This is a genomic window from Gordonia sp. IEGM753, from assembly GCF_050321825.1.
GTDB lineage: Bacteria > Pseudomonadota > Gammaproteobacteria > Pseudomonadales > Pseudomonadaceae > Aquipseudomonas.
Map to the genome: position 1 here is coordinate 1,041,121 of NZ_JBNQGB010000001.1, position 21,010 is coordinate 1,062,130.

Genomic DNA, 21,010 nt, shown 5'->3' on the forward strand with positions numbered 1-21,010 from the left:
CATCCTATAAATGATTCGAGGGGATATACCCATGGTTTTGCCTACTTCGCTGCGTGCAGCATTGGCCGGTCTGGTACTGGCTTCATTCACTTTATCGGCCTCGGCCAACACCATCCGCATCGCCATCGGCACCCAGGACACCACCATCAACTGCGCCGCTGGTGGCCTGTTGATCCGCGAGCTGGGCCTGCTGGACAAATACTTGCCTCACGACGGCCAATATAAGGACGCCAAGTACGATGTGCAGTGGAAGAATTTCACCAGCGGTGCGCCACTGACCAACGAGATGGTCGCCGGTAAGCTCGACTTTGGTGCCATGGCCGATTTCCCCGGTGCGTTCAACGGTGTCGCGTTCGAAACAGCCGGCAAGCACAGCCTGTTTATCAGCGTGCTGTCGGGCAGTATCAAAGGCAGTGGTAACGGCATTGTGGTGCCGAGCGCATCGGGCGTGCAGTCGCTGGCCGAGCTCAAGGGCAAGACCATTTCCGTACCCTTTGCCTCGACCGCCCACGGCATGTTGCTACGCGCCGTGGCAGCGCAGGGCTGGGATCCGTTGAAAGACGTGAACATTATTGCGCAGCCGCCGGAAGTTGCGGGCTCTGCGTTGCAGGCTGGAAAAATCGATGCGCATGCCGATTTTGTGCCGTTCGCCGAACTGTTTCCGAGCCGTGGTTTCGCGCGCAAGATCTATGACGGCTCCCAGGCCAATACGCCGACCTTTCATGGTGCCCTGGTGGACCAGGCGTATGCGAAGCAGTACCCGGAAATTGTCGTGGCGTACCTGCGTGCCAGCATCGAAGCCAATCAATTGCTGGCGGCTGAACCTGAGAAGTACAGCGAGCTGATTGCCAAAGTCACCGGGGTCGATGCCGAGGTCAATTACCTGTTCCACGGGCCACTCGGCGTACAAACCCGCGACCTTAGCTGGAAACCTGAATACCGTCAGGCCGTCGGCACCGCCATCGACACCCTGAAGTTGTTGAAGAAGGCTGATCGCGGCCTCGACCTCAACACGTTTATCGATGACCAATACATTCGCGCCGCGTTCAAGGCTTCGAAACTGGATTACACCGCGCAACTGGCCAACTACGGGCAGGCGCCGTTGACGGCCGTCGATGCGCTCAGCGGTAATGCCATCACGGACTTCACACACGTGGCCGAAATCTGGGTACGCGGCGAGCCGAAAGTCCGGCAGTACGCCTCGGCTGAGTCGGCATTCAGCGCACTGGCCGGTTTGAAGGCCGAAGGTAAAAACATTCGGGCGGTGTATGCCCAGGCGAGTGACAGCGGTATCAAGTTGTTGGCGGATCAGGCGTGGTTCGCCAGTGATGCCAAGGGGCGTCTCAGCGCCTTCCTGCTCAAAGGCCAGGCGCAACAGTTTGCCACGGCGCAGGGCGGCAAGGTTCTCGACTTTACCGACGCCACGACCCAGGCCGTTGCCGTCCGCTAACCTCCAACACCGCTCGGTCAACGGTGGGCGCGAGCCTGCTCGCGAAGGCGTACTGACATTCAATATCGATGTCGAGTGACCCACCGCTTTCGCGAGCAGGCTCGCTTGCACCGTGATCGGGTTGAGAGAGAAATTATGTCCAGACCATACATACGCTGGATCCCGCGGGCAGCCTCACTGCTGCTCTGCCTCGTCTTCTGGCAACTTGCCGCCAGCCATCACTGGAACCTTGGCCTGGTCACCTTCGCCAATGTTCCGACCCCGGTGGCCGTGGTTGACGCGGCATTTGGCCTCGGCGACTCCGGCAAACTCGCGCGACATCTAAGCAGCAGCCTCAGCCGGGTGTTCGCCGGTTACCTCGCCGCACTGATCATCGGCATCGCGTTGGGCCTGGCCATCGGGCGCTCAAAATGGGCCGAAGATTTGTTGCTGCCGCCACTGGAAGTGTTGCGCCCGATACCCGCGGTTGCGTGGATACCCTTGGCCATCCTGATGTTCCCGTCCTCTGAACTGTCGATGGTGTTCATCACGTTTACCGGCGCCTTGTTCCCGATTTTGCTTAACACCGTGCACGGCGTCGAAGGCGTCGATCCGCGCCTGATTGCCTCAGCCAGAAGCCTTGGGGCCGGGCGTCGGGCGATTTTGCTGGAGGTGATCCTGCCGGGCGCGGCACCCAGCATCATTACCGGTCTTGCGATCGGCATGGGCACTTCGTGGTTTTGCCTGGTGACCGCTGAAATGATCTCCGGCCAGTACGGCATCGGTTATTACACCTGGGAGTCCTACACCATCCAGAACTACGCCGACATCGTGGTCGGCATGTTGCTGATCGGCGTGCTCGGCATGGGCAGCAGTTGGCTGATCAAACGACTTGGCGCTGTATTCACGCCTTGGCATCGACCACGAGGAAAAGCCTGATGAGCGTTTTTCAACACCCTGAAGGGCGCATCGATATTCATGATTTGTCGATCAGCCTGGGGCAGGGCAGTGCAGCGTTTGAAGCGGTGCAAGGTCTTGACTGCCAAATTGAACCCGGGCAATTCGTGTGCATCCTCGGGCCGTCGGGCTGCGGTAAATCGACGTTGCTCGGTGCGTTGGCCGGGCACCTGCAACCGCGCTCCGGCACGCTCAAAGTCGATGGGGCCGAGGTCTCTGGACCCTCGCCTCAACGCGGCATGGTGTTCCAGCACCACACGTTGTTTCCTTGGCGAACCGTGCGCGACAACGTTGCGTTCGGTCTGAAAATGCACGGTATCGGCAAAGCGGAGCGCCACGCAGCCGCCGACGAAATGCTCGCTTCGGTCGGTCTGCAAGGTTTTGCCGAGCGCTGGCCGGATCAGTTGTCTGGTGGCATGCAGCAACGGGTGGAAATCGCCCGGGTGTTGATCAATCGGCCGCGACTGTTATTGATGGACGAGCCGTTCGGCGCGCTCGATGCACTGACCCGGATGAACATGCAGGAACTGCTGCTGGATATCTGGACCCGAATTCGCACCACCGTGGTGTTCGTCACCCATGACATCGACGAAGCACTGTTCCTGGCTGATCGGCTGCTGGTGATGAGTTCGCGTCCCGGGCGGATCATCGAAGACTTGCGCCTGGACTTCACCCGACCGCGTACGACAGCGCTGGTGACCCGTCCTGAGTTCTCCCATTTGAAACGTCATTGCCTTGAGTTACTGCGTCACGAAGACGGTCGGCAATTACCACGCCTGAACCCTCTCGGACTTCCCCTTGAAAATAAACTGCCGCGATTTGCCTTATGACCTCTCTATTCGATGTAACCGATAACAACGACATTCTTGCTTTGCAGCCGCGCCTGACTGACGAAGATCCTGGCGTGCGTCGCATCGCCTTGATTGAGCTGGCCGATCTTGAAGAACCCGACGGCTTGCTGTGGCTGGTGGACCGACTGGCAGTCGATCCGGCTGAAGAGGTGCGGGCCGAAGCCGCACGACTGCTCGAAGCCTGGGAGGATCAGCCCGTGGTCGAGGCGTTATGCCAGGCGCTGACGGACCCCTCGTTGGCAGTGCAAGCCGCTGCCGCGCAAAGCCTTAGTTTGCTTAAAAGCGAAGCCGCGGGGCGGGTGATTTTGCCGTGGACCGGGCATGCCGACATCAGCGTGCGTATCGCAGCGTTCAGGGCGTTGCGCGAGTTACGATTTGCCGATGCTGCGGCGGCGGCATCTGAGGCATTGAATGATGAAGACGCCGGTGTTCGTCGTGAGGCGGTCGGCGTGCTCGGCTGGCTAAAACAGCTTGATGCCTTGCCGGCACTGGCCAAACTGGCCAGCAACGATCCAGACACCGAGGTGCGTCGTGCAGCCACCGGCGCACTCGGCCTGGCGTGTGACGTGCAGGTCTTGCCGGCGCTGCGTCAGGCACTGCAAGACCGCGCCTGGCAAGTGCGTGAGGAGGCTGCCACCACGCTGGGCAAGGTCGGGCAAGTGGAGGCGGGTTCAGCATTGGTCGCAGCCCTGCGCGACGATTATTGGCAAGTCCGGCTGCGCGCCACCCGCAGTCTGGGTCGTTTGCGCTATGCCCCGGCACTGGAGGCATTGATCGAAACCCTCGGCCACCGCATCAGTAACTTGCGCAAAGAGGCTGCATTGGCCCTCGGCGAATTGAATGATCGAGGCGCCATCGCACCGTTGTTGGCAGCCCAGGACGACGGCGATCCGGAGGTGCGTAAAGCGGTGCGCATTGCCTTGAGCCAATTGCAATGAACCCGGTGGCGATTGGCAATTCTCAACGCAGGCAACAGCTGCGATTGAACTGGCCGGACGGTCGTGAGCAGTTACTGGATCACGTCGAGTTGCGCCGCCAATGCCCCTGTTCGCAATGCCGCGCGTTTCGGCTCAAAGGCTCGGCGCCCCTGGTCGATGCGCGAGTGCGAGTGACGGCACTGAACGACCAGGGTTACGGCTTGCAACTGGTTTTCAGCGACGGCCACGAGCGCGGAATCTACCCGTGGCCCTATCTGTCAGCACTCATCCCGTCGATATAAAGCCTCGCTTGCCTACGATGGCGTCTTCGGAATCGCCATCACCGGCAAGCCGGTTTCCTACGGGATGTGTGTCAATTACATCAATCGCGGTGTCACCACCGATCCGTAGGAGACTGGCTTGCCAGCGATGGCGCCCGTGAGATCGCCATCACCGGCAAGCCGGTTTCCTACGGGATGTGTGTCAATTACATCAATCGCGGTATCACCACCGATCTATAGATGCGCTGGCTTGCCTGCGATGGCGTCAACTTCTGCAGCCCTGGAATATATCCAGCGCGGGCTGATAGACGCCGGTCTTCACCTCAAACAATCCCAGCACCGAATGAAACAGGTTGTCGTGGCTCAAGTCAGGTTGCCCGGTCTTGCCTTGCAGGCAGCCTTGATCTATTCCCAATCCAGGCAGGGTGCCGGCGCCAAACCACATCACCATCGGCACGTGCGTCTGGGCCTGTGGCGCAAGTGCGTACGGCGCCGCGTGCAGGTACAAGCCGTTTTCGCCGAGGGATTCGCCATGGTCGGAAACGTAGAGCATTGAGGTGTCGAGCTTGCCTTCATTGTGTTTAAGCAACGTTACGACCTTGGCCAGGAAGTGGTCGGTGTAGAGAATGGTGTTGTCGTACACGTTAACCAATTCCTGCGTGCTGCAACTGCCCAACTGGTTGGTGTGGCAGATCGGTTTGAAGCGTTCGAGGGCTTTGGGATAGCGCTCATAATATTCCGGGCCGTGGCTGCCATCGGCATGCAGGACGATGATCGCATGGCCCTTGAGACTGTCGATGTAGTCCTGCAGACCGACCAGCAGCGCTTCGTCGAGGCAATTGTTGCCATCGCAAAAGGGTCCCGGCTGATTCTTTGGGATGTCACGGTGCGGCACGCGCAGGCAAGTTCCTTTGCAGTCGCTGTTGTTGTCCAGCCACAGCACTTGCACGCCGGCCCGCTGCAGAATATCCAGCAAGCCCTGGTAGGTTTTGCCCTTTTTGTCGCTGTAATCCTCGCGTGGGAACATCGAGAACATGCACGGCACCGACACTGCGGTCGAGGTGCCACAGGAGTGCACCTGGGTGAAATTCAGGATGTCCAGTCTGCTCAGTTCAGGATTGGTGTCGCGGCCATAGCCGTTCAGCGAAAAATGATCGGCGCGCGCGGTTTCGCCAACCACCAGCACCATCAGCGATTTTTTTTCGCGCCCGGCGGCCTTCGCGCTCATCACCGCGTCTTCGCCAATGGCCTGCACCAGCAGATTCTTTTTGATCCCCAAACGCTGCTTGGTGTATTTGCCGATGGCGTAAATGTAATTGGTCGGGTTGATAAAATGGGTGAGCTTTTCTTCTTCGCGAAAGATCGGTGCGTAGGTTGAGTAAAACGCTCCCACCGAGACGGCGATCACCAGCAGGCAACCGATAATCACCAACACCTTGTTCAACAACCCACGCAAAAATGGTCGATACGCCACAGGCCACCGCCAGATCACCAGTGTCGGCAATACACCGAGCACCAGCACATACACCAGCCATCTTCCATTGAGCAGGGCCGAGGCTTCTTGCGGGTTGGTCTCGAACACGTTTTGCACCATCACGGTGTCGATGGTGATCCCGTATTCGTTCATGAAATACGCCGCGCAGGCCGACACAAGAGCCACCACCGTCAGCGCTGGCTTGAGGGTCCAGCGGAACGAAACCAGCGTCAGCAGCAAGGTAAAAGCGGCCCACAGAAACAGCCCGAACGACAGCATGAAGCCCGCTCTGTACGCGCCTTGCAGGGTGATCAGCGTACCAAGCGCCTTCCAGGTCGCCAGGTTGTACAGCGCGACCAGCGCCAGGGAAAACAACAGCACCAGCCGGGTCGATGTGATGGGTGGAAAACGCAGTCCTTTGCTTGAAATCATTAACGTTGCATCCCTGGTTCAGGTGAGAAGCTCTCGTGGAGTTTTTCTGACAATAAAAGAACATTGGGATAGTGCCGTCAACAACCTCGACATCCTTGTCTTGGCCGCGTCAGAACGATTTGCTGATACTGGCGACTACGGTTGCGCTGCACACGTCTTTGAAGCCCCAGTTGCTTTGGCACTGACTTTTCGACAGGTCGGTATCGATGTAGCTCAGGCCCAGCATGACGCCGGCCAGTTCATGGGTCAGCTTGGCCTCCCATTCGTGGTACGTGTCTTCGGCGTGGCCGTTGGTGGAATAGAGGTGCGGGTCTTTGAAATCCATCTCGCCGTAACGCAGTTTCAGTCCAATGCCGTAGGGCAATTCTTTTTCATAGCCGACATAGCTGTAGAGCGAACTCTGTTTGCTGTCGATGCCTGGCGCATCCGATGAGTAATACGCCGCGAGCTTCACCCCGTAAGCGCTCAGCACCGCATACGTTTCACCTTGGTTGAACTGACTTTCTTTGGGGTAGGCGTATCTGATGTAGCCCACGTCCAGGCTGACCGCATCGGTGGCTTGCCACAGCCAGCCAGCGTAGTAATCGACTTCCTGACGGGTTTTCAGGCCACCGCCAAAATCGACGTTCGAACTCCAGGCACCAAGGTAAAGACCGCTGCTGTGGGCCAGCGTCAAACCGGCCTGCAGCGCCGGGTCGTTCTGGGTTTGCGAAATGCCGCGAGTGCGGTAGTCGCTGGCGAGGGTCACGTCCACCAGCACGGCGAAGTCGTCATTCAAGGGCACCGCTTGGCTGCTCAGCGGCAGCACGCTCAAGGATCCGAGGGCGAACAAAGTGAAAGCTTTCATGGGTAGCGTCCCGATATTGTGGTTGTTATGGGCAGTTTTTTCAGGGCAAAGCTGCGCCGAACCCCGACGACGGACGCGGGGACGGGCAGTGGTTACAGGTGATTTTTGTTAGAGGGCGGGCGCGTAGACTTCGCGACCTGCAAACCAGGTTTGCAGCACTTGGGTGTCGTGCAGGGCTTTGTTATCGACGGTGAATACATCGCGGTCCAGCACGATGAAGTCGGCTTGCTTGCCGGGGCTCAATGAACCGATCTGCTTCTCCAGGCCAATGGTGCGGGCAGCATTCAGGGTGTAGGCGTAGAACATGGTTTCGCGGTCCAGGCGTTCATCGGCATTGAGCACGCCCAATGGGCCGACGCGGGTAATGGCTTGGGCCATGGCATTGAACGGGTTCGGTGACGACACCGGCCAATCACTGGCCCCCGCGATGGTTGCGCCCTGTTTCAACAAGGAATGCGCCGGGTATTGATAACGAAAGGCGAGCGCGCTGACGTACGGCTTGATCATGTCCAGCGTGTAGTCGTCGGCACTGGCCCAAAGCAGTTGCATCGAGGCAATGACGTTCAGCGGCTTGAACCGTGCGAACTCTTTCGGGTTGACGATTTGCAGGTGGGTGATCGAGTGTGTCACGCCGCTCTGGCGATCCTTGCGCGCCTGCTCGATCCCGTTCAGCGATTCGCGTACCGCACGGTCGCCGATGGCGTGAATGTGCACCAGCCAGCCGCGTTGGTCGATGGCACTCACCAGTTCGCCAAAATGCTGGGGGTCGATCAGCAATTCGCCCTGTTTATGCGAATTGGTATACGGGTCGATCATTGCCGCGCTCTGCGCCGGGTATTCGATCACACCGTCGGCGAAGATTTTGATACCAGGCAGGGTCAGGTTCTGAATCCCCTGAAACTGCTGACGAACCTTGTCCAGCGTGTCGAGATCGGCCGGAACACTTTTCGGGTTGGCCACCAGCAGCGCGGCAACGTGCACGCTCATGTCGCCGGTTTCAGACAGTGCTTTATAAGCCGGCAGCACACCCACGGTTTTTTCCGTGGGCTTGAGCGCGAATACCGGTTCACCGGGCGCGGCGTTGGCGGCGGGGTCCATCCAGGCCGTGATGCCCAGGCTGTTGTTGTAGCGCATGGCCGATTGCGCGGCCTTCAACATATCGGCGGCGCTCGGCACTGGCATCTTCGAGGCCACCCGATCCCAGCCCGCATCGACCAGAAAACCGTTAGGGCTGCCGTCGGCGCGTTGGCCGATGGTGTCTTTTTCAGCCGCGGGCAATGACTTCAGCAGCGCCGCATCAATGCCGGCACGTTTGAGCATCACAGTGTTGGCCCACGCGGTGTGGTGATCGCTGCCGGTAAATACCACGGGCACGTCGGCCCATTCACCGCTGTTGAACTTTTTGCCGAGCGCGTCGGCTTGTGCCCAATAGGCCGAACTCATACCGGCCACACTCAGCACGTCGCCATGTTTGGCCTTGCCGTCGTCACGCCATTCACGCAGGCGTTTTTCCAGTTGATCCAGGTCGACAACTTCATCCTCCATGTTCGCCGACGCCATCTCCAGGCCGCCGAAGATGGCGTGGGAATGGCTGTCGATCAGACCGGGCATCAGGGCTTTGCCGCCCAGGTCGACCACTTTGGTGTCGGCGGCGATCAAGGCTTTGATCTGCGCATCGCTGCCCACTTGCAACACTTTGCCGTCTTCTACCGCCAATGCCTGCGCCTTCGGTTGGCTGCGGTCTGCGGTGAAGATCTTGCCATTGAACAGCACCAGATCAGGCGCGGCCATGGCTTCCATCGAGGCAAAACTTACGGCGGCCACCAATAGATTCGGGATGAATCTTTTCATTGAATGTTTCCTTGTTATTGCGTCTGATGGCCAGATTAGTGGCTTGTCACGCCGAGCAGAATGCCCGGGTCACGAAAAACATTTTTGCCTGAATGGAAAAAGAATGGACAAGTTGGGTGCATTGAAAATGTTCGTGGTCACGGCGCAACTGGGCAGTTTCAGTCGTGCCGCCGAGCAACTCGGCAAGACGCCATCGGCCTTGACCAAAGCGGTCAATCATCTGGAGACGGAACTCGGCGCCCGGCTGTTCGAGCGCAGTACCCGACGAATTCGGCTGACGGAGTCCGGTCGGCTTTACCTGGAAACCGCGCGTCAGGTGTTGCAACGGCTGGACGAGGCGGGCGATGAAATCGAACAGCTGCAACATGGCCTGCGCGGCAGCCTGAAAATCACCGCGCCGCTGGCGTATGGGCAGGCTTTTCTGGACCAGGTCTGTGGTGGCTTTCTGGAGCAATACCCGCAGATCAATCTGGAAGTGGACCTGTGCGATGAATTCGTCAACCTGCTGGAAAGTGGCTACGACTTGGCCTTGCGCGAAGGTCATGACGATTTGCCGGGGCTGATTGCACGCGTCGTCGGCAGTAATCGTCTGGCGTTGTGCGGCAGCCCAGAATACCTGGCGCGCAAGGCGTTGCCGGTCACCCCGCAAACCCTTGAAGAGCACGAATGGCTGCTGTACCGCCACCCGTTATTGAGCCGTGAATTTTGGTGGGCTGAACGTGATGGGCAGCGTTTGAGCCTGCCGCAACCCCGGACACCGCGATTGCGCAGCGATAATTACGACCTGTTGCTGGCCAATGCGCTGGCCGGACGCGGTTTGTTGCATACCCCGCTGTGGAGTGCCGCGCCGTACATTGCCGAGGGGCGACTGGTGCGGTTGATGGCCGATTACCAGATCGACCCGGACAGCTTTGGCGAGCACATCCTGGCCGTGTACCCGAGCCATCGGCGGGCGACGGCCAAAGTCGTGGCGTTTATCGATTACATCGCAGGCTTTCTGGCCGCCCGTGGGCTGAGCTGACTGGCGGCGCTTGTCAGGTAAAACGCAAAAGAGTACAAATGTACTCCATGACGACTTTGACTCCCCGCCGTACCGCCATCCTGACGTTTATCCGTGATCGAATCGCGGAGCACGGTCAGTCCCCGAGCCTCGCTGAAATCAGCGAGGCGTTCGGTTTTGCCTCCCGCAGCGTGGCGCGCAAGCATGTGCTGGCGCTGACCGACGCCGGTTTCATTGAGGTCAACCCACATCAGGCTCGTGGCATTCGCTTGCTCGGGCAGCCTGCGCGGCCTGAATTGCTCGACATTCCAGTATTGGGCCGGGTAGCGGCGGGTGCACCGATCGGCGCCGATGCCGAGGTTCACAGCCGCTTGCTGCTTGACCCATCGATCTTCTCCCGGGTGCCGGACTACATGCTGCGGGTGCAGGGTGACTCGATGATCGAGGACGGCATTCTCGATGGCGATCTGGTCGGCGTGCACCATAGTGCCGAAGCGTTGAACGGCCAGATCGTCGTGGCACGGCTCGACGGGGAAGTCACCATCAAACGTTTCGAGCGGGTCGGCGAGGCTGTTCGCCTGCTGCCGCGCAACCCGGCGTATAAGCCGATCATCGTCGAAGCCGATCAGGACCTGGCCATCGAAGGGGTATTTTGCGGTCTGGTGAGGCAAGGGTGATGGGGGCCGTCGTTGCGCTGGACACGCTGTTCAATGGCGGCCAGGTCTGGAAGGGCCGGCCTGCGCCGCCGACTGTCAGCCCGCAACCCACCGGGCATGCGGCGCTGGATGCGGCGTTGCCTACGGGCGGCTGGCCGGAAGCGGCACTCACCGAAATCCTGCTGGCCGGGCAGGGCGTCGGCGAGTTGCAACTGGTATGGCCGGCGCTGGCGCGCTTGTCCGCAGCGGGTGAGCGCATCGTGCTGGTGGCACCGCCGTACGTGCCGTATCCGCACGCCTGGCAGAGCGCCGGGGTTGATTTACGCCAGTTGTCGATCATTCAGGCCAGTGAGCGCGATGCGCTGTGGGCGGCGGAACAATGCCTGCGTTCAGGCAGTTGCGGCGCGGTGTTGTGTTGGCCGCACAAGGCCGATGATCGGGCATTGCGCCGCTTGCAGGTGGCAGCGGAAACCGGTTCGACCCTGGCATTTGCCTATCGCTCGCTCAATGAGGCCATCAATCCTTCGCCAGCGGCGTTGCGCATTGCCATTGATGCCAAACCTGCGCAATTGCGGGTGTTGAAGTGTCGGGGCGGGTTGGCGCGTTCAGCGCCGATTGCCTTTGCCGTGGGGCATTGAGGTTGCCATGCGCTGGGTGTGCATTCTTTTCCCGCAATTGGCGCTGGACGCGGTACTGCGTCAACGCTGCGATCCCGAGGCGCCGCTGGCACTGTTGACCGGCCCGGCCCAGCGTCGGGTGTTGCAAGCGGTCAATGCGTCGGCGCGTGCATTGGGTTTGCGTCCGGGCCAATCGATGACCGCCGCTCAGGCCTTGAGCAAAGGCTTTGTCACGGCTGAATACGACGCCGCTGAAATCGAGCAGTGGCAGCAGTTTCTTGCCGCGTGGGCCTACCGCTTCAGCTCTCAGGTCAGCGTGCATTACCCGCGCGCGGTGGTGTTTGAAATCGAATCCAGTCTTGGCCTGTTCGGGTCGTGGCCACAGTTTGAGGCGCGGTTGCGCACCGAGTTAAGTGAGTTGGGGTTTCGCCATCGAATAGTCGCCGCGCCGAACCCGGTGGCGGCCCGGATACTGGCCAATGCTTATGACGGGCTGGTCGTGCCCGACGATCAAGCCTTGCAGCATCATCTTGGGCAATTGCCCATCGACCGTGTCGGGCTGGAGGCCAATGTCGCCACAGCGCTGTCACGCATGGGGCTGCGTACCCTGAATCAGGTGCAGGCGTTGCCTCGTCATACACTGGCGCGACGTTTCGAGGCCCAGGTGCTCAAGCATCTGGATGCGTTGTTTGGCGCGCGACGCTTGGCGTTGTCGTTCTACTTGCCGCCAGACCGGTTTGACGTGCGCATCGAACTCAATTTTGATGTTCAGTCGCATCAGGCGTTGTTGTTTCCATTACGCCGGTTGACCGGCGACTTGTCGGCATTCCTGTGCGGGCGAGACAGCGGCGTGCAGCGTTTCGACCTGCATCTGGAACACGCAGGCCTGCCGGACAGCGTCATCAAGGTTGGCCTGCTCAGCGCCGAACGCGATCCGGCCATGCTGTTCGAATTGGCACGGGGGCGACTGGAGCACGTCACGGTCGAGGCGCCTGTGCGCGGTTTTCGCCTGTGCGCCGAAGACTTGCCGACCTTCGTTCCGCAATCCCAGGAACTGTTCGACGACCGTCCACAGCAGTCGTTGCCCTGGGAACAGCTGCGCGAACGCTTGCGTGCGCGGCTCGGGGACGAGGCCGTGCACGGTTTGCGCTTCCAGGCCGATCACCGGCCGGAATGTGCGTGGCAGGCGCATGTCGACCCTCAGCTCTGTGCCGGACTACCGGGTACGCAACGTCCGGGCTGGTTGCTGACGGAACCTTTGGCGGTTCATGAAGGCTCGACACGCATCCTGATGGGCCCGGAACGCATCGAATCCGGCTGGTGGGACGGCGCCGACGTGCGCCGCGATTACTACCTGATCGAAACCCGCGCCGGCCAGCAAGGTTGGGCCTATCGTGCGGTGGGTGAGGGCGGCCCATTGTGGCTGCAAGGCTGGTTCGCATGAGCGTCGGGTATGCCGAGCTGCACTGCTTGTCCAACTTCAGTTTCCAACGCGGCGCTTCCAGTGCGCTGGAACTGTTTCAGCGCGCCAAAAAGCAGGGTTATCAGGCCTTGGCGATCACTGATGAATGCACCTTGGCCGGGATTGTCCGTGCCTGGCAAGCCGCAAAATCCGTAGAGCTGCCGCTGATCGTCGGCAGCGAAATCCGCATCGAGAACGGCCCGAAACTGGTGCTGCTGGTGGAAAATCTCGAGGGTTACCAGCACCTGTGCCGACTGATCACCCGAGCCCGGCGGCGCACGCAAAAAGGTCAGTATCAGGTGCTGCGCGAAGACTTTAGCGAGCCTCTGCCGGGGCTATTGGCATTATGGGTGCCGGACACGGTTGATGACCTGGCGAGCGGTCATTGGCTAAAACACGCCTTCACTGAAAAACTCTGGATGGCCGTGCAGTTGCATCGCGGCCAGGACGATACCCGGCGACTGGCTGCGCTACTGGCGCTGGCCGGCACATTGGCGATCCCGGCGGTGGCCAGCGGCGATGTGCACATGCATGCCCGTGGCCGTCGTGCCTTGCAGGACACCATGACCGCCATCCGTCATCACCTGCCGGTGGCCGGCGCCGGTTTGCGCTTGCACCCCAATGGCGAGCGACATGTGCGCAGCCTCGATGTACTGCACTCCATTTATCCGCAAACGCTGCTCGATGAAACGTTGACCATTGCCCGGCGTTGCACGTTCGACCTCAGCCAGTTGCGTTATCAATACCCTCGCGAGTTGGTGCCCTTGGGGCATAACGCCGCATCGTGGCTGAGAGAGTTGACCGAACGCGGCATTCGCGAACGCTGGCCTCAAGGCGCCAGTGACAAGGTGCGCAACCTGATCGACAAGGAACTGAAACTGATCACCGAACTGGGCTACGAAAGCTATTTCCTGACGGTTCAGGACATCGTTGCCTTTGCCCGGCGGCAAAAAATTCTGTGTCAGGGACGGGGTTCGGCGGCCAACTCGGCGGTGTGTTTTGCCTTGGGCATCACCGAGATCGATCCTGACCGGATGAACATGCTGTTCGAGCGCTTTCTTTCCAAGGAGCGCAACGAACCGCCGGATATCGATGTGGATTTCGAGCACGAACGGCGCGAAGAAGTCTTGCAGTACGTATTCCAGCGTTATGGCCGTACCCGTGCGGCGCTGACGGCGGTGGTCAGCACGTATCACGCGGCCGGCGCGGTGCGTGATGTGGCCAAGGCGTTGGGTTTACCGCCGGATCAGATCAACGCCCTGGCTGATTGTTGCGGACACTGGAGCGATGAAACCCCGCCCGTCGAGCGTTTGCGTGAAGGCGGTTTTGATCCCGAGAGCCCGGTACTGCGTCGGGTGCTGAGCCTGACGCAACAGCTGATCGGTTTCCCTAGGCACTTGTCCCAGCATCCTGGCGGCTTCGTCATTTCCGAGCAGCCGCTGGACAGCCTGGTGCCCGTGGAAAACGCCGCCATGGCGGAGCGCACCATCATCCAGTGGGACAAGGACGACCTCGACGCGGTCGGGCTGCTCAAGGTGGATATTCTGGCCTTGGGCATGCTCAGCGCGATTCGCCGCTGTTTCGATTTGCTGCGCCGCCATCGTCATCAGGACCTGAGCCTGGCCACCGTGCCTCCTGAAGATTCGCAAACCTACGACATGATTGGCCGTGCCGACACCATCGGCGTGTTCCAGATCGAATCACGGGCACAGATGTCGATGTTGCCCAGGCTCAAGCCGCGCACCTTTTATGATTTGGTAATCGAGGTCGCCATCGTGCGCCCGGGACCTATCCAGGGCGGCATGGTGCATCCGTATCTGCGACGGCGAAACAAGGAAGAGCCCGAAACCTATCCGTCCCCGGAACTGAAGGAGGTTCTTGAACGTACCTTGGGCGTGCCGCTGTTTCAGGAGCAGGTGATGCAAATCGCTATCGTCGCTGCCGATTACAGCCCCGGTGAGGCCGATCAGTTGCGCCGTTCGATGGCGGCCTGGAAACGCCACGGCGGGCTGGAACCGCACAAGAAGCGGTTGGCTGCCGGAATGGAAAAGAACGGCTACTCGGCTGAATTTGCGGCGCAGATCTTCGAGCAGATCAAAGGCTTTGGCAGCTACGGTTTCCCCGAGTCACATGCCGCCAGTTTTGCGTTGCTGACCTACGCCAGTTGCTGGTTGAAATGCCACGAACCCGCGGCGTTCGCCTGCGCGCTGATCAATAGCTGGCCGATGGGTTTCTATAGCCCCGACCAGATTCTGCAGGACGCGCGCCGGCATCACTTGCAGATTCGCCCGGTGGACGTGCGCGCCAGCGACTGGGATTGCAGCCTGGAACCGATCGCCGGCGCGCAACCAGCGATTCGTATGGGTTTGCGCATGATCAAGGGCTTTCGCGAAGACGATGCCCGGCGTATCGAAGCGGCGCGCTCGCGGGGTGGATTTGTCGACATTGCCGACCTCGGCGAGCGGGCGCAACTCGATGCCCGCGCCCAGGAACAACTGGCCGATGCCGGTGCATTAAGAGGGTTGGCCGGCGACCGTCATCGGGCGCGCTGGGAAGTGGCGGGTGTGCAAAGGCAACTCGGTTTGCTCGCCGGTTTACCGAGCCAGGAAGAAGACGCGGTGTCGTTGCCAAAACCCACGGTGGGCGAAGACTTGCTGGCCGATTACAACAGTGTCGGCACCACGCTCGGGCCGCATCCGCTGGCATTGTTGCGCACTGAATTGAAAGCCCTGCGCTGTCGCAGCTCAAAAGAGTTGATGACGGTCGACCATGGGCGCCCCGTGAGCGTCGCCGGTCTGGTCACTGGCCGACAACGCCCCGGCACCGCCAGTGGCGTGACCTTTGTCACCCTTGAAGACGAGTTCGGCAACATCAACGTCATCGTCTGGCGTGACCTCGCCGAGCGGCAACGGCAGGTGTTGGTTGGCTCGCAATTGCTCAAGGTCGACGGGCGCTGGGAAAAACAAGGCGAAGTCCGGCATTTGATTGCCGGACGCCTGAGCGATTTAAGCCCAATGCTGGACGGCATCAGCGTGCGCAGCCGGGATTTCCATTGAGGGTGTGCTTGTGGAATGCGGTTAACACCGTTTTGGTAGGAGGCTGGCTCCCCAGCGATGGCGTCTTTGGCATCGCCATCACCGGCAAGCCGGTTTCCTACGGGATTTGCGTTAACGACATACATCCGGGGCTCACCACCGATCCGTAGGAGGCTGGCTTGCCAGCGATGGCGTCTTTGGAATCGCCATCACCGGCAAGCCGGTTTCCTACAGGATTTGCGTTAACGACATAAATCCGGGGCTCACCACCGATCCGTAGGAGACTGGCTTGCCAGCGATGGCGTCATTGGAATCGCCATCACCGGCAAGCCGGTTTCCTACGGGATTTGCGTTAGCACCACACATTCCGCATCACCACCGATCCGTAGGAGACTGGCTTGCCAGCGATGGCGTCTTTGAAATCGCCATCACCGGCAAGCCGGTTTCCTACGGGATTTGCGTTAACGACATACATCCGGGACTCACCACCGATCCGTAGGAGGCTGGCTTGCCAGCGATGGCGTCTTTGGAATCGCCATCACCGGCAAGCCGGTTTCCTACGGGTTTGTGTAGGGCTTGGAATTACTTGGGGGCAGGCCAAAACCGTTCGCCGCCGCCAGGCGTTTCCGTCCAGGACTGCAACGAGCGGGTCGGCAAATCAAAATAGTCCCTTGTGCGTGCGTACCCATGCCCACCCATTCGGCCAATCGCGTCGAGCCCTAACTGATCGATGTACAGGGTTTTTGGGTCAATCAACTCGTCCCGCACATGCGCCATTAACACTTCGCCGAAAATAATCTCGCGCGATTGCCCGATGGACAACGCCATCATTCGTCGGCACTCCAGCGCGACCGGCGCTTCACCGATACGCGGGCATTTGACTGCAGTGCCGGGGATGGCCGTCAGGCCCGCGGCCGTGAGCTCGTCGAAACCGGGCGCGAAAGGCACGGCGCACACGTTCATGGCTTCTACCAGGGCATCGCTGACAATGTTGACGGTGAATTCCTGATTAAGCTGGATATTGCGTGTGGTGTCCTTGGGGCTTTGGTCACCGTAGTTTTCGACGCCCAAGGCAAGGATGGGCGGGTCGGCGGACAGCGCATTGAAAAAACTGAACGGTGCGGCGTTGATACGACCTTCGCCATCGATGGTGGTCACCAATGCAATCGGACGAGGCACTACGCTGCCAATCAGAATTTTGTATTTGTCCCGCGCGCTCAGTTTGCTGAAGTCGAAGCTTTGCATAGGCAGAAGTCTCTAAGAAAGTGGATCAATTGCGCTCAGTGGCGCGTGCGCGCTGTAGTCGTCAGCAAAGGGTATGGCCGGTTTGAACAGGCCTTTCCAGTCCGGTTGGCCAAAGGCCCGGTCGCTGTGACTGCGCATCAGTTTTTCGAATTGTTGTTGAGCCTGGCGCTGCAAGGCCGGGTAATCGACGCCTTGCACCTGGCCGTCCTGCATCACGCAGCGGCCGTCGATGTAGCTGGCGATGCAATCATCACCACGACCGGCCAGCATCAGATTTTTCAGCGGGTCGAACAGGGGCCCCAAATGCTGACCTCGAAGGCTGAACACCGTGATGTCAGCCTTGGCTCCCGGTGCGAGTCGGCCGAGGTCATCTCGGCCCAGGGCTTTGGCGCCGCCGAGGGTGGCGGCGTTGTAAAAATCCAGGCTGCTGGTCAAGGCACCGCCGCCCTCCATTAATCGGGCAATGTTCAGGCCTTGGCGCATGTTCTCCAGCAAATCGGCCGGCCAGGTGTCGGTGCCCAAGGCGAAGTTGATGCCCTTGGCGCGGTAACGGCCAAAGGAGTTCAATGCCTCGCCATCACGGGCAAACACGACCGGGCAATGCACCAGGCTCGCGCCGCCGTCCACCAGCCGTTGCAGGTCGTCATCGCCTGTGGTGTAGATGCCATGGGGCAGCAGGCTGCGCGGGGTCAACAGGTCCAGTTGGGCAAGCCAGGCCAAGGGTGAGACGCCGCGAAGCTGCGTCACCATCTCCACCTCGCCCAGCCCTTGGCAGCAATGCAAGCGCATCGGTGCATCCAGCTCCCGGCTGAGCGCAGCGGTGCGTTGCAGCAGCGTCGGGGTGCAGGTTTGAATCCGGTCTGGCAGCAGCGCACCGCGAATCAATCCGGCATGTGCGCCATCAAAATCATTGAAAAACCTGACGGCAGCGTCGAGCCCGGACAGGCCCCGGGGTTCATCCCAGTGATGGCCAAGGGTTCCATTCGCGCGCCAGTAACTCATGCCGCTCATGTAGCAAGGGCCGAGGTACGTTCGCAGGCCCAACTCAGCCGCGACGTCGGCTACGGCGGCAAACTCGTCGTAGGTTTCAGCCCATTCGCGGTAGTACATCGAGGTGATCGGCATCGCTGTGGTGATGCCGTTGCGAATCAATTGGGTGAAGGCGTAGCGGTACTTGAAAACTTCTTCGTCGGCGCTGTAACTCTCCTTCGGGCCGGATCGCAAATAGTCTTCGGACCACATGCGGCCCATGTCGCGCTCATCGCCGTTGTCGAGTGTCAGCACCGTGGAATCGAGATCGCCCAACGCGTCCAGATCAATGAATCCCGGGCCGATCAATGCATTACCGTAGTCAATCCATTGATCAACTGGCGCCGTATAGCCACGGCCGACGAACACGATGCGTGAGCCTTCGAACACCACTTCGCCGTCGCGCCACAGCACATGTTGTGTGCCATCGAAGCCGACGACACACGTGGCTTTAAGGCCAATGCGCTTCACAAACGGCTTTCCAGCAGTCGGCCATTGGCCGCGATCAACTGGCCGCCGCGATAGACCTGGCGCAGCGGACGGGAGACCACAGCTTCGCCCAGCGTTTGCACTGGCATCAACAAAAAGTCTGCGGCGCGCCCGACTTCCAGGCCATAACCCTCACAGCCCAATGCACGTGCACCATTGACCGTCGCCGCTTCGAAGGCAGCGGCCAATTCGTCGTCCTTGTTCAAGTCAAAACGGAACGCCAACAGCATCGCCCGTTCAAGCATGTCGCCATTGCCCATCGGCGACCAGGCGTCACGAATGCCGTCTGAGCCCAGGCACACGTTCACGCCTGCCTCGCGCAGCGCAAGGAAGGGCGGCACGGCGCAGTCGGCGGGGGCGGAACTCATCAAGGAAATTCGCAGTGCCGCCAAGCGTTCCGCCAGTGGTTTGACCTGGCTCCACGGCAGCATTCCCAAGCAGTAGGCGTGGCTGATCATTACCCGGCCCTGAAGCGCAAAGCGTTCGGTGTAGTCGGCAATCAGCGCAATCTGCCACAGGCCCAATTCACCTTTGTCGTGCAGGTGAATATCGACACCTCGGTCGAACTCACTGGCCAGTTTGAACACGAAGTCGAGCTGGGCGACCGGGTCGTTATCGATGCCGCACGGATCCAGGCCACCCACGTTTTCCACGCCCAGCGCCATGGCTTCACGCATCAGTTCGCCGGTGCCAGGACGGCTGATAAGCCCGGTTTGCGGGAACACCACCAATTGCAGGTCGATCAGGTCGCGGTAGGTTTCGCGCAACTGCTGCAGCGCTTCGACGTGACGCAAGCCGAATTCGGGATCGATGTCGACGTGGCAGCGCAGGGTCAAAGAGCCTCTTGCGATGCAGTTTTCCAGCAAGGCACCGGCCCGTTGCGCAATCGGCGACTCGACTTCGCGCAGCACGCGGCGTTCGTTGGCGATGTAATCCTTCAGCATCGGACCGGCACTGTTCGGGCGCCAGGGTTGGCCCCACAGGGTTTTATCGAGGTGGACGTGGCTTTCGACCAGGGCGTCGGTCATCAGCTGGTTCTGGCCGTCGATGTCGGTTGCCGCCAGCGGTGTGCTGGAGGCAGGGCGCCGTTGGGTGAATCGGCCGTTTTCAATCAGCAGGTCTTCGGCGGTGGAATCGTAGGGCCGCACATTGCGCAGCCAGCGGGATTGGGTCATACGAACCTCATTCAGGTCTTCTATGTTGTGTTGCCTGGGCGGGCCCCTTCGCGGGCAAGCCCGGCTCCCACGGGTTTTGTGTGTGGATCACAAGGTCATGACAACCTGTGCTCCCACAGGTTTGTGTGTGGATCACAGGTTCAGGGCAATCCCGATTCCTGTGGGAGCTGGCTTGCCGGCGAAGGCCGTGACCCGGTAGTGGATCAACCCTTGAGCTTCGACCAGATCCGGTCCTGCAGCTCGCGCGCCTTGTTGCTGCATTCCTTTTCCGGGCGCAGGCGCGAGGCGAATTCGTCGGGCATGTTGATGGCGTCCATCACCTTCCATTTCGCGTCGAGCAACTGATCGCTCTGGATGCCATTGGCATACGCGATGGCGTTGGACACCGCTGCGGCGTTCTCCGGCTTCATCATCCAGTCGATGAAAATCTTCGCGTTGCCGGGGTGCGGTGCACTTTTGGGTACGGCGAAGTTGTCCTGGAACATCGCCAGGCCTTCGCGCGGGTAAACATATTTGATGGTGCTCTTCTGCAACGTGGCCCGGGCCGTTGAGCCGTTCCAGTTTTGCATCATGATCACTTCGCCAGAGGCCATGCGGTCGACGGTATTGTCCGAGCTGTACATCTTCAGGAACGGTTTCTGCTTTTGCAGCAATTCAAGAATGCGCTTGGCGTCCTGCGGATTTTCACTGCACTCATCGACATTCAAGTAATGACTGGCGGCGTTGATGACGCTGCTCGACGTATCGAGCGCGGCCAGTTGTCCTTGCAGCTCTTTGCGGGGTTCGAAGAACTCTTTCCACGAATCGTCCAGTTTGCCGCCGGGTACCCGTGCGCTGTCATACGAAAACCCGGTAGTACCCCACAAATACGGCGCAGAGAACTTGCGGCCAGGGTCGAACGTCGGGTCGCGAAAGGCCGGTTTCACGTACTGGAAGTTAGGCAGTGTCGGCGTGTCGATCTCAAGCAACAGATCCTGATTGATCAGGGTGCGCATGATCGACTGCGACGGCACGATCACGTCATACGCCGCGCCACCGGCCTGCAGTTTGGCCAGCAGCGTTTCGTTGCTGTCGTAGCCGTCCATTGTGACCTTGATTCCGGTTTCCTTTTCGAACTTGGCCAGCAGGTCGACCGGGTAGTAATCGGTCCAGTTGTAGAAAAACAACTCTTTGGGCTCGTCGGCGTGTGCAGTGAACACGGCGAAGCAACTGAGGGCCAGACCGGCGACGCCGTAACGCACGTTTTTTATTTTCATAGAGGAA

Annotated in this window: 17 protein-coding genes; 10 read left to right on the plus strand and 7 right to left on the minus strand. The window is 60.1% G+C overall.

The genetic code is table 11. The annotated features are described in order from the left end of the window. Positions 1–31 precede the first annotated feature (31 nt). The 5 genes from ACQR3R_RS04870 to ACQR3R_RS04890 all read left to right on the plus strand — a co-directional run bounded on the left by ACQR3R_RS04870 (position 32) and on the right by ACQR3R_RS04890 (position 4,456). Positions 32–1,450, plus strand: coding sequence for an ABC transporter substrate-binding protein (locus ACQR3R_RS04870; RefSeq protein WP_428270878.1), 1,419 nt, complete (start codon positions 32–34; stop codon positions 1,448–1,450). Between the two features lie 135 nt (positions 1,451–1,585). After that, the gene (locus ACQR3R_RS04875) at positions 1,586–2,368 is read left to right on the plus strand and encodes an ABC transporter permease subunit (RefSeq protein WP_428270879.1); all 783 of its coding nucleotides are present in this window, start codon (positions 1,586–1,588) and stop codon (positions 2,366–2,368) included. After that, the gene (locus tag ACQR3R_RS04880) at positions 2,368–3,216 is read left to right on the plus strand and encodes an ATP-binding cassette domain-containing protein (protein ID WP_428270880.1); all 849 of its coding nucleotides are present in this window, start codon (positions 2,368–2,370) and stop codon (positions 3,214–3,216) included. The genes ACQR3R_RS04875 and ACQR3R_RS04880 overlap by 1 nt, the downstream gene beginning before the upstream one ends. Beyond that, entirely contained in the window at positions 3,213–4,175 is a 963-nt protein-coding gene (locus ACQR3R_RS04885) for a HEAT repeat domain-containing protein (RefSeq protein WP_428270881.1), read from the plus strand. Before ACQR3R_RS04880 ends, ACQR3R_RS04885 begins: the two co-directional genes overlap by 4 nt. Then, the gene (locus tag ACQR3R_RS04890) at positions 4,172–4,456 is read left to right on the plus strand and encodes a gamma-butyrobetaine hydroxylase-like domain-containing protein (RefSeq protein ID WP_428270882.1); all 285 of its coding nucleotides are present in this window, start codon (positions 4,172–4,174) and stop codon (positions 4,454–4,456) included. Before ACQR3R_RS04885 ends, ACQR3R_RS04890 begins: the two co-directional genes overlap by 4 nt. A gap of 244 nt (positions 4,457–4,700) precedes the next feature. Here ACQR3R_RS04890 and ACQR3R_RS04895 read toward each other — a convergent pair whose 3' ends face one another. The 3 genes from ACQR3R_RS04895 to ACQR3R_RS04905 all read right to left on the minus strand — a co-directional run bounded on the left by ACQR3R_RS04895 (position 4,701) and on the right by ACQR3R_RS04905 (position 9,039). After that, entirely contained in the window at positions 4,701–6,341 is a 1,641-nt protein-coding gene (locus ACQR3R_RS04895) for a phosphoethanolamine--lipid A transferase (RefSeq protein WP_428270883.1), read from the minus strand. A 109-nt stretch (positions 6,342–6,450) separates the two neighbouring features. Then, positions 6,451–7,188 carry a TorF family putative porin gene (locus tag ACQR3R_RS04900; RefSeq protein WP_428270884.1) on the minus strand — a complete coding sequence of 246 codons (738 nt, stop codon included), beginning with the start codon at positions 7,186–7,188 and terminating at the stop codon, positions 6,451–6,453. A gap of 108 nt (positions 7,189–7,296) precedes the next feature. After that, complete coding sequence (locus ACQR3R_RS04905; protein ID WP_428270885.1) at positions 7,297–9,039, minus strand: amidohydrolase family protein; 1,743 nt, start codon at positions 9,037–9,039, stop codon at positions 7,297–7,299. 103 nt (positions 9,040–9,142) lie between these two features. On the opposite strand from ACQR3R_RS04905, the gene ACQR3R_RS04910 reads away from it, so the two are divergent. From ACQR3R_RS04910 to ACQR3R_RS04930, 5 genes are read left to right on the plus strand one after another with little or no spacing between them, the layout of a single operon-like run. Next, positions 9,143–10,060: a LysR substrate-binding domain-containing protein gene (locus tag ACQR3R_RS04910; RefSeq protein ID WP_428270886.1), complete on the plus strand. Its 918-nt coding sequence runs from the start codon at positions 9,143–9,145 to the stop codon at positions 10,058–10,060. A 47-nt stretch (positions 10,061–10,107) separates the two neighbouring features. Then, positions 10,108–10,716 carry a transcriptional repressor LexA gene (gene lexA, locus ACQR3R_RS04915; protein WP_428270887.1) on the plus strand — a complete coding sequence of 203 codons (609 nt, stop codon included), beginning with the start codon at positions 10,108–10,110 and terminating at the stop codon, positions 10,714–10,716. Further along, entirely contained in the window at positions 10,716–11,333 is a 618-nt protein-coding gene (imuA, locus tag ACQR3R_RS04920; RefSeq protein WP_428270888.1) for a translesion DNA synthesis-associated protein ImuA, read from the plus strand. Before lexA ends, imuA begins: the two co-directional genes overlap by 1 nt. Positions 11,334–11,340: 7 nt before the next feature. Beyond that, positions 11,341–12,756 carry a Y-family DNA polymerase gene (locus ACQR3R_RS04925; RefSeq protein ID WP_428270889.1) on the plus strand — a complete coding sequence of 472 codons (1,416 nt, stop codon included), beginning with the start codon at positions 11,341–11,343 and terminating at the stop codon, positions 12,754–12,756. After that, positions 12,732–15,830: an error-prone DNA polymerase gene (locus ACQR3R_RS04930; RefSeq protein ID WP_428270890.1), complete on the plus strand. Its 3,099-nt coding sequence runs from the start codon at positions 12,732–12,734 to the stop codon at positions 15,828–15,830. The genes ACQR3R_RS04925 and ACQR3R_RS04930 overlap by 25 nt, the downstream gene beginning before the upstream one ends. A 561-nt stretch (positions 15,831–16,391) precedes the next feature. Here the strand turns inward: ACQR3R_RS04930 and ACQR3R_RS04935 are convergent. The 4 genes from ACQR3R_RS04935 to ACQR3R_RS04950 all read right to left on the minus strand — a co-directional run bounded on the left by ACQR3R_RS04935 (position 16,392) and on the right by ACQR3R_RS04950 (position 21,003). Then, positions 16,392–17,054: a flavin reductase gene (locus tag ACQR3R_RS04935; RefSeq protein ID WP_428270891.1), complete on the minus strand. Its 663-nt coding sequence runs from the start codon at positions 17,052–17,054 to the stop codon at positions 16,392–16,394. A gap of 12 nt (positions 17,055–17,066) precedes the next feature. Beyond that, positions 17,067–18,554 carry a chlorohydrolase family protein gene (locus ACQR3R_RS04940; RefSeq protein ID WP_428270892.1) on the minus strand — a complete coding sequence of 496 codons (1,488 nt, stop codon included), beginning with the start codon at positions 18,552–18,554 and terminating at the stop codon, positions 17,067–17,069. Continuing rightward, entirely contained in the window at positions 18,551–19,747 is a 1,197-nt protein-coding gene (locus tag ACQR3R_RS04945; RefSeq protein WP_428270893.1) for an amidohydrolase, read from the minus strand. The genes ACQR3R_RS04940 and ACQR3R_RS04945 overlap by 4 nt, the downstream gene beginning before the upstream one ends. Before the next feature lie 203 nt (positions 19,748–19,950). After that, positions 19,951–21,003, minus strand: coding sequence for an extracellular solute-binding protein (locus tag ACQR3R_RS04950; RefSeq protein WP_428270894.1), 1,053 nt, complete (start codon positions 21,001–21,003; stop codon positions 19,951–19,953). Positions 21,004–21,010 lie beyond the last annotated feature (7 nt).